Origin of the sequence: Microcystis sp. LE18-22.4A (genome assembly GCF_027531105.1) — a bacterium.
In the GTDB taxonomy this organism is placed as follows: domain Bacteria; phylum Cyanobacteriota; class Cyanobacteriia; order Cyanobacteriales; family Microcystaceae; genus Microcystis; species Microcystis aeruginosa.
Map to the genome: position 1 here is coordinate 1 of NZ_JAPZRB010000074.1, position 9,363 is coordinate 9,363.

General features: G+C 41.3%; 9 protein-coding genes. 6 read left to right on the forward strand and 3 right to left on the reverse strand.

Annotation, left to right across the window (positions count from 1 at the left end; genetic code table 11):
• Positions 1-170 precede the first annotated feature (170 nt).
• Positions 171-623 (forward strand): DUF8637 domain-containing protein, encoded by a 453-nt coding sequence (locus O9295_RS03220; protein ID WP_288031648.1) that lies wholly within the window; start codon positions 171-173, stop codon positions 621-623.
• Between the two features lie 17 nt (positions 624-640).
• Here O9295_RS03220 and O9295_RS03225 read toward each other — a convergent pair whose 3' ends face one another.
• Both O9295_RS03225 and gatB read right to left on the reverse strand, forming a co-directional pair.
• Positions 641-1,291, reverse strand: a complete 651-nt coding sequence (locus tag O9295_RS03225) for a ParA family protein (RefSeq protein WP_002745320.1) — start codon at positions 1,289-1,291, stop codon at positions 641-643.
• A gap of 185 nt (positions 1,292-1,476) precedes the next feature.
• On the reverse strand, positions 1,477-2,949 hold the full coding sequence (gene gatB / locus O9295_RS03230) for an Asp-tRNA(Asn)/Glu-tRNA(Gln) amidotransferase subunit GatB (protein WP_288031649.1): 1,473 nt from the start codon (positions 2,947-2,949) through the stop codon (positions 1,477-1,479).
• Positions 2,950-3,545: 596 nt separating this feature from the next.
• Between gatB and O9295_RS03235 the strand changes: the two genes are divergently transcribed.
• Positions 3,546-5,075 (forward strand): pyruvate kinase, encoded by a 1,530-nt coding sequence (locus tag O9295_RS03235; protein WP_043999463.1) that lies wholly within the window; start codon positions 3,546-3,548, stop codon positions 5,073-5,075.
• A 162-nt stretch (positions 5,076-5,237) separates the two neighbouring features.
• Here O9295_RS03235 and O9295_RS03240 read toward each other — a convergent pair whose 3' ends face one another.
• Entirely contained in the window at positions 5,238-5,432 is a 195-nt protein-coding gene (locus O9295_RS03240) for a hypothetical protein (protein ID WP_002738625.1), read from the reverse strand.
• A 236-nt stretch (positions 5,433-5,668) separates the two neighbouring features.
• Here O9295_RS03240 and O9295_RS03245 point away from each other — a divergent pair, with 236 nt between their 5' ends.
• The 4 genes from O9295_RS03245 (at position 5,669) to O9295_RS03260 (ending at position 9,153) form a co-directional block, all read left to right on the forward strand.
• Complete coding sequence (locus tag O9295_RS03245) at positions 5,669-6,244, forward strand: cupin domain-containing protein (protein WP_061432565.1); 576 nt, start codon at positions 5,669-5,671, stop codon at positions 6,242-6,244.
• Between the two features lies 1 nt (position 6,245).
• Positions 6,246-7,925, forward strand: a complete 1,680-nt coding sequence (locus tag O9295_RS03250) for a glycosyltransferase family 39 protein (protein ID WP_288031653.1) — start codon at positions 6,246-6,248, stop codon at positions 7,923-7,925.
• 11 nt (positions 7,926-7,936) lie between these two features.
• Complete coding sequence (locus tag O9295_RS03255) at positions 7,937-8,146, forward strand: hypothetical protein (RefSeq protein ID WP_002739214.1); 210 nt, start codon at positions 7,937-7,939, stop codon at positions 8,144-8,146.
• 608 nt (positions 8,147-8,754) lie between these two features.
• A complete protein-coding gene (locus O9295_RS03260) occupies positions 8,755-9,153 on the forward strand; it encodes a hypothetical protein (RefSeq protein ID WP_287732806.1) in 399 nt (132 codons plus the stop codon).
• The last annotated feature ends 210 nt before the right edge of the window (positions 9,154-9,363 follow it).

Genomic DNA, 9,363 nt, shown 5'->3' on the forward strand with positions numbered 1-9,363 from the left:
TGAGGGGGCCAATTACCTAATTTTCAGGGAAAAAGTCCAGGAATTTTCCCCCTGATCACTCCCATGCCCGGTACTTTTTGATTGACAAAAAGTCTAAAAGTCTTACCCAACAAGGTTTTTAGATTTATTCAGCAAACCCTACTTATTTTTTTAATAGGAACTATCACCGGATGGGCATTTATTACACAATCGCTGCTGTTTTTCTAGGGATGCAATTGGCTGCAGGAGAAAATTTATCGGCGGCAAACCCTGATTTTCTCCAGCTGCAGAAAGCTTTAGAAAAACACAATTTTATCGTCAAACTTGCCCCACCACCAGTGCGAGGAGCCTACGGTTTATTTGATAGTAAAACTAGAATTATTTGGATTCATCCCCTGGTTTTTGACTTAGGTATTGCCCGACCAACATTAATTCATGAAGCTGTCCATGCCGCTCAACTTTGTCATGGAGGCAAAACAGTTAAAGCTCTTAATTTAGCCATAGAACCACCGGCAATGACCAGAAGATTTTTTATGAATTATCAGGGTTTTAGCAGACAAATTGAAGCCGAAGCCTATACTGTTCAAGTTCAGCCCGATGGTCTAGATTTAGTGATTTCTTTACTGCAAAAATATTGTCCTTAGAAAACCTGTCCATAAATCTACCAATCCCGTTCTAATTCTTCGGCCACACGACGATAATCGGCGCTGGCTTCTTGGGCATTTTTACCGCGCCAATTGGTAATAGCAACCCCGTCTAAAACGGCTTTTTCGTGGGCCTTATAATTTCTGACAAAAGCATGACAGGCGGGAATACCTAATTCTAATAAAGTATTTTGTGCTTCCAAAGTTTCCTTAAGACTACGAGAATCCACTTTTGTTAATAAAACCCGATAGGCAATTCCTAGGGGTTTAACTGCCGTGCGTACCGTGTCAATTAAAGCCATTAAATCCATCGGTGCGGGAGGAGTCGGTAAAATTAAATAATCTGATTCTGCTATTACTGCCGTAAGTAATTCGGAGCGCAAAGCTGGTGGTGTGTCAATCACGATCAGATCGTACTCGATAATTTGACGCAATTCTCCTAATTTCTCTGTATTAATTTGCTTGGCTAAATCAAATACCATACCCGCTTGATTTCTTTCTACCCACCAAGTGGAGGAACCCTGCGGATCCGCATCCACCAGCAAAACACGCTGATTCTGCCCCCAAATTGCCGCTAAATTGACCGCAGTGGTGGTTTTACCCACACCACCTTTACCGTTGACAACAGCGAGGATTTTTGGGCTATTAGGCTTTAATTGCGAGGTCATTTTCAGTTATCAGTTATCAGTTATCAGTTATCAGTTATCAGTTACCAGTTATCAGTTATCAGTTATCAGTTACCAGTTACCAGTTATCAGATTTGAGTTTTAAGTTCACTGATTACTGTTTACTGAACACTGAAAAAAAGCTCCCCACTGATTACTGTTTACTGATTACTGATCACTGAATATAACTAACCAGAAAGTTTTTGATCTAAGATTTGGCTAGTTAATTTAGGATCGGCTTTACCGCCGCTTTTTTTCATGACTTGACCGACAAAAAATCCCTTAAGATTGGTTTTACCCGCCCGGAATTTTTCTAACTCGCTTGGATGGGAGGCGATAATTTCCTCGATCAGTTTTTCGATCGCAGAATTGTCAGAAATTTGTATTAATCCTTTCTTTTCCACCAGCGCTTTAGGTGAACCGCCTTGGCTGAGAAGTTCGGGTAAAATTTCCTTAGCAATTTTGCCACTAATTGTTCCGGTTTCAATCAGTTTAACTAATTCGGCTAAGTCTGACGCTTGCAGGGCAATTTCTGTGATCGTCAGCTTATTATTATTCAAATAAGCGGCGATATCTTGACTGATCCAGTTAGCGACTAATTTCGCATTGGCCCCCGCAATTACAGCAGTTTCAAAATATTCGGCCACGGTGCGATCATCGGTTAAAACCCTGGCATCGTAGGCGGAAAGACCAAATTCTTCTTCATAACGACGACGTTTACGAGCGGGTAATTCCGGTAATTCTTCCGCCCAAGCTTTTAACTGTTCGGGGGAGACTTCTAGGGGGGGTAAATCCGGTTCGGGAAAATAGCGATAATCGCTAGAACCTTCTTTTTTCCGCATACTAATCGTCCGTTGAGTAGCTTCTTCCCAAAGACGGGTTTCCTGTAGGATCAGTTCGCCATTTTCGATCGCTTCAATTTGTCGATCTATCTCGTATTCTATGGCTTTTTGGATAGCACTAAAGGAGTTCATATTTTTAATTTCTACCTTAGTCCCGAACTTTTTAGTGCCTTTTTTACGAACGGAAATATTGACATCGCAGCGCAGGGAACCTTCCTGCATATTACCGTCACTGATGCCGAGATAACGCACTAAACGCCGTAATTCTTGGGCATATTCCGCCGCTTCGGCCCCGGTGCGTAAATCCGGTTCCGAGACAATTTCTAATAATGGTACACCTGTACGATTAAAATCCACGAGGGAATGGGTGGAACCGGAGAGACGTTCGCTGCCAGCATGAACCAGTTTTCCCGCGTCTTCTTCCATGTGCAGACGGGTAATGCCAATAATTTTGCGGCTAACTTCCTTAGTTTTTTTATCGACGATCTCGATTTCTAGTTGACCCTGTTCGACAATAGGGAGATCATACTGGGAAATTTGATAATTTTTCGGCAGGTCGGGATAAAAATACTGTTTGCGATCGAATTTGCTATGAGGTGTGATTTTACCATCGATAGCTAATCCCAGTTTAACGGCACTGGCCAGGACTTCTTGGTTAAGGACGGGTAATACCCCCGGATAACCCAAACAGATGGGACAGACGTTAGTATTGGGGGGACTATCGAAGTTGGTGGGACAGGGACAAAATATCTTGCTTTTGGTGTTGAGTTGACAGTGGGTTTCTAAACCGATAATTGCTTCGTATTCAGTGGCAGACATATTTTCTCGCTCTCGCCGACACAGGAATGATCTGTTTAATCATTATAGTCGCGATTCTGGAGCATTCCCTCCCTTCATAAAACTTAATACTGTAGTTACTAATCACTTTATACAGCCTGAATATAGCTCAAAAAAGATAATTGATTCAGCCAATGTACGCCATTATTTTAAATTTTATCAAAGGCATAAGACAGGGAAGCTTATCGATAATTTTTCACCGATAAACCTAGCTTTTTTAGTATCGACCACCGACCACCGAAAACCAAAACTTCCCACCTCACCGTTAAGATAACCGCCATAAATCGTAGCAAAAATTAACTTCTAGAGACGGGATATTTGCTTAGTATAGAAACAGAGAGATTATACCCGATAACTGACCCCATAACCAGCCAAAAGCAATATAAGCGGCGAAAGTGAGCATTTTCTAGATGAGTATTGCCTTAGTAAGTAGGTGGGTGGAATTAAATATAAGATGAACGTAGGATGGGTTGAAGCATGAAACCCAACGCCCGCTCATGTTACGCTACCGCTAACCCATCCTACAAATAATTGTGCCTCCCTACTTAATTGACGATTTTTACTTTTTACTCAATTTTATGTCTTTAACTCTCTCAGAACAACTCAAGCGAGAACAATTATCCTATCCCCAAACTCTCCTCCATCATCTGCAAAGGTTACGGCATTTTGTGACAGTGGAAGGAGAGGAGAAATTGCAGCAGTGGAAAAACCTCATTGAAAAGGAGAATTTTCAACCTAGCACCCGTAATTTAGCCTATTATCTCGCCCTGAGACAAGAAGATATCCGGGATTTACAATTAGCTTTAATGCCCTGGGGATTATCTTCCCTAGGCCGGATTGAATCGAAAGTTTTACCGACTCTCGATGCGGTAATTGCCACTTTAGGGGCGGTTTGTCATCAAGAAGCCTCATTATTACCCAAACATCCCCCTTTAGAGGCATTTTTCCAAGGAGATCAACTTTTAGCCTCCCATAGCGCCGAAGTTTTCGGTCTGCCTTCCCCCCGGCGTCGGGTGCGAATTATGGTGACAATGCCGACGGAGGCGGCAACCGACCCCGATTTTATCGCTCAATTACTGCGTTGCGGGATGGACTGTATTCGCATTAATTGCGCCCATGATGGACCCAAAGAGTGGCAGGGAATGATCGAAAATCTGCGCGAGGCGGTCAAAAATCCCGAAAATTTAGTCAATGGACATACCTGTAAGGTTTATATGGACTTAGCTGGCCCAAAAATCCGTTTAGAACAGATTTTAGCCCCCCAGTCCCAAACCAGACTATATCAAGGGGATTTTCTCCTCTTAACCACCCAACCCCCCCACACTGCCCATCCTCAGTATTTTCAGGCTAATTGTTCCCAACCGGAGATTATTCCCCAAATTCCCGTCGGGGCGAAAGTTTGGATTGATGATGGTCATATCGGGGCTGAAGTTATTGCCATAATGCCGGAAGGTCTTTTACTAAAAATTACCCACGCCAGGGAGAAAGGGGAAAAACTCAAAGCAGATAAAGGCCTAAATTTCCCCGATACCGTCTTAAATATCGATCCTTTGACCGCAAAAGACCGGCAAGATTTAGATTTTATTGCCCAAAATGCCGATATTATCGGTTACTCTTTTGTGCAAAAAGCCAGCGATATCGAGACACTACAGCTAGAGTTACAAAGTCGTTTGGGGGATGCTTGGCGACAAAAAGCAATCGTGGCCAAAATAGAAACACCTTTAGCCGTGAAAAATCTACCCGAATTAATCATCCATGCCGCCGGTAAACAACCTTTTGGGGTGATGATTGCCCGGGGTGATTTGGCCGTAGAAATTGGCTATCAAAGACTAGCAGAAATTCAAGAGGAAATTCTCTGGTTATGCGAAGCGGCCCATATTCCGGTAATTTGGGCCACCCAAGTCCTAGAAAATCTGGTCAAGAAAAGTATTCCTTCCCGGGCCGAGATTACGGATGCCGCTATGGCCGAAAGAGCCGAATGTGTCATGCTTAATAAGGGGGAATATATCCGTGAAGCGGTGACAATTCTCGATGATGTTTTACAAAGAATGCAGAGCCACCAAGCTAAAAAAACGCCACAATTACGCGCTCTCCATTCTTGGGTTTAAGCGGTTTCAGTTATCAGTTATCAGTTATCAGTTATCAGTTATCAGTTATCAGTTATTAGTTATCAGGAGATTATTTTTATTTATTCTCCCCAGTTCATAATTCATAATTCATAATTCATAATTCCTCACACCTTTTCAACAGGATTGAGAATCAGAGGCAAATTAACGCATATTATTGACCGCACCGCTAACCAAACCAGCGCTAACATAGCGACCATAACCATCAAGACGGTTTTGTTGAGCGATTCGAGAGGGATTATTGACGAGATCGGCAACTCCCACACCCATCATCACCACGGAGATAACTGCGATTAAGTAGTTACGGACAAAAGTTGGATTTTGGTGGCTGACTAACATGGTTGTTACCTCTCTTTCCTGTCGATAACCTTAGAATACGAGAGGGTTTGGGGTGATGTCAGTCCCATAATTCCGGGTGACAGAAGTGGAAAAAAGTGGAATCCACAGATAAGCTATGATTTTTTGTCGATTAGAATGGGTAAATAGGGAATCGGGAACAGGAAAAGGGCAATATTCGTCATTAATCTGGTTAAATAATCAGTAAATTGCCTAAAAACTGACATATTCTCCAGAATATGACCCTAGAAACAGCGATTATGACCATAAAATTTTTCTGGCCTTTAGTTTTAGGATTATCTATTGTTATTATTGACAAGGGGCAATATCTGAGAGCAGAAACGGTAACTTTGAGCGCCAGTCAACGGCAACAACTGCGATCGCTAGATGCTAAGATTATTTTACCTAACTATATCCCTCCCGGATTTCGGGCCAGCGAGATTAAAATCCTCGCAGAAGAGGGGAATGGATACGCAGTCCTCTTTGAAAATGCCGAGAATAGCTGTTTTTTGGTGGAAGGAATCGAAAACGCCAGGGGCGATGATGGTTTAGAATTAGAGGGAACCCTAGCGCTCAATTCTCCACTATTTGGAGAAGGATACTGGCTCAATTATGGTACACCCAAAGACTCGGAATTAAGGCAACAATTTCCCGAACCCGATTTGTATTCCGATTGGATGAAAATGGGAGAATATTTTTATCGTCTCAGTGGGGCATTAATTGCCCGGGAGGAGTATGATTATCCTAATTGCCGTCAGGATATTTCCCCATCGGAAGCGGTTAAAATAATCGAATCTTTTGGAGATAACAATTAAATTGAATTTATCTACAGTCATTTCTGATCTACAACAAAGAAGCAAGGAGCGGTTAGCTTGGTCTGATTTTTGCTGGTTAGGATTAGTAATAATTTTGGGACTGGTTATTAGGTTAACACAATTAACTAGCAAACCTCCCTGGACGGATGAATTTGCCACTATGGTTTTTAGTATTGGCAATAATTACCAGATAGTGCCGTTAAATCAGATAATTTCCCTCGCCACTTTATTAGCACCTCTCCAGAGCAACCATCAGGCAACTATTGCCGATGTAATTAAATTAGTTATTCAGGAGGACAATCATCCACCTTTATATTTTATTTTCGCCTATCTCTGGAATAAATTATTCTTTGATCGGGGAGAATATGTGTCTTTAGAAGGAATGCGATCACTGGCAGTTTTTTGGGGAGTTATTTCGATTCCTTTAATTTATTTTATCAGTAAATTGGTATTTAAATCAGGCTCGATCGCTTTTCTGGCGGCGATTTTAATGGCGGTTTCTCCCTACGCGGTTTTTATCTCCCAAGAAGCGCGTCATTATACTTTAGCGGTTGTATTTGTCCTCATATCTTTAGGCTGTTTTCTTAAGGCAAGCATCAAAATTATCGACCATAAGAGAATATCCCATACTTTGGTTTTTTTCTGGTTAATTGTCAACTGTCTAGGGTTATTAGTCCACTATTTTTTTAGTTTAACTATCCTAGCGGAAGCAATAACTTTATTATTGATTTTATTCAATCAAATCCAACAAAAAAACTTTTGGATAACTAATTGGTGGCGTTTAAGTTTAGTTTTTTTAGGTAACTTGAGCTTTATTGTTATTTGGTTGATCACGTTTGTACCCAAAGATTATGGCAATCAGATGACCGGTTGGATTCAGAGAGACAATGATAGTTTTTTAGCAGTAATTAGCCCCTTTTTTCAATTGCTGGGAACATTAATCACCATGCTTTCCCTGCTCCCCGTTGAATCAGAATCTTTAATAATTATCTTGATTTCTGGGGCAATAATGATCGGGTTTTTTCTCTGGATTATCCCACAATTAAAAACAGCGTGGCTAGACTCCTATAAACCAGAATTAGGCATTATCTCGGCATTTTTTCTCAGTTCAATTGCTATTTTCTTTGTCATCACCTATCTGCTCTCGGTCGATATTACCCGGGGAGCTAGATATAGTTTTGTTTACTTTCCCTCGGTAATTTTAATTCTAGCAATTTTATTAGACAATTGTTGGCAAAGGAAGCAGCAAAAAATCGTAATTATTGTAATTATCATGGCTTTAGTTAGTTCCCTAAGTGTGACTTTTAATTTAGGCTATCGTAAGTATTATCGCCCAGATAAATTAGTTACCACCATCGAAAATAATAGCCGTTATCCGTTAGTAATTGCCACTAGCTATAGGAGTTTAGTGCAGGTGGGAGAAATGATGGGAATTGCTTGGGAATTTAACCAAAGATTTCCCGATAAGAACCCTCAGTTTATCTTAGTTAACCCAGAACAAAAGCCAAATTTTAATCTGCCATCTTCTCCCCTTTTTGAATTATGGTTAATTAATTTCCATTCTTCAATAGATCGAGCGGACTGTCAACTCTCAGAGTTATCCTCAAATTATGTAACAGGTTATGAATATCAAAAGTTTCTCTGTGGGCGATCGATGGATTATAATAATAAAGTTAAGTAGGGCTATTAACTATGATTATTTGGGTAAATGAACAGATTGATCCCTGTGGTTTAGTACAAGCTTGTATTGCCTGTCAAGACGAACAAGCAGCAAAAGATTGTCATCAAAGTTGGTTAACCAGTCTTACGGACGAACAAAAACAAGCGGGATGGGTGGCAGTTTTAAGAACCGTAGAGTCTTGGGATGATGTACCTGTAAATGCTCTGAAGTTAAGTTATTAACTAGGGTTTGCGGCAAAAAGTTTTTCGTGGGAAGTGGGAAGTGGGGACAAGGGAGCGGGTTTTTAAAGTTGGATGGGGAGTTAATCCCACTATTAACAACGTCAATCGATGACAAAATTTTGGCTGCCAGAGCTTTGAGAGCAAAAAAGGCGAAAAGACAGAAAAGAAAGGAGATATCTGGCTAAAATAACTTCAGTTCGGGTTAAGCAGATTGGGTGCATCTCACATTTGCAGAAATACCGATAATCAGCAATTATCAGTGACTCTTAGATGATGACAAATGTATCAGCAGCTGCCTGTAAGCATCCCACCGAAAAGCTAATGCGCGGGGGGTTTGGGGGCGGCGCCACGCCCCCAACGGGGGGTTTGGGGGGTAGAACCCCCCAAAAGCTGGGATTGAGTGATAAAATCGCAAGTAACGCCCAATTTTATCGAGGAGTTTCCCCGTAAAAATCCCAACTTGGTAGATTTACAAACATGAGATGCACCCAGCAGATTTTGCCATGACTTTCAGGAAAGAATAGGGCTGACTGGCTAGGGTAAAATTAGGGTTTCGGCTTATCTCGAACTGAGGTTAAAATAAAAAATATTTCAGTTATCAATTTTTCGTGAATATCAGAAAAGAAATCACTTTATTGATGATGTCCATGGCATTTTCGGGTACATTTTTCGGTGAGGTTTTCGCAGCTCCACGTCTTGACTGGCACAGTGCCGATTTTGAAGGTCTGCGAGTAATTGCCGAGTCAGCTTGGAAGACCGAATACGAAGCAAAGAAACGCGGGGAAGAACTACACTTCAAATATGGGTTTCAAAATCTGGGTATTCTTTGGATTCCTTACTATCGTAATCTATCGGGAAAATCGCTCTATCAAACAATTATCGTTCCAGAGGGCAATTGTGATCGATTTTTACAGGAGAATATTCGACGAATCAATCGCGATGCCTACTGCTTTACACCCAGTAATCGTGGTTTAGCTCCCAACCGTCGAGGTGGTCGTATTTTCTAATTTTATATCTCCACGGCCGTGGTAATTCTCAACTCAATTTTAGAGTGAACAAGAAAGCCAAAGCCTAAAATAGGGTTTGCTGAATAAATCTAAAAACCTTGTTGGATAAGACTTTTGGACTTTTTTCCCCTCAAAAAGTGCCAGCCATTGCGGGGATAGGGGGGAAAATTCAGGTACTTTTTCCCTGAAAATTAGGTAGTTGACCACCTG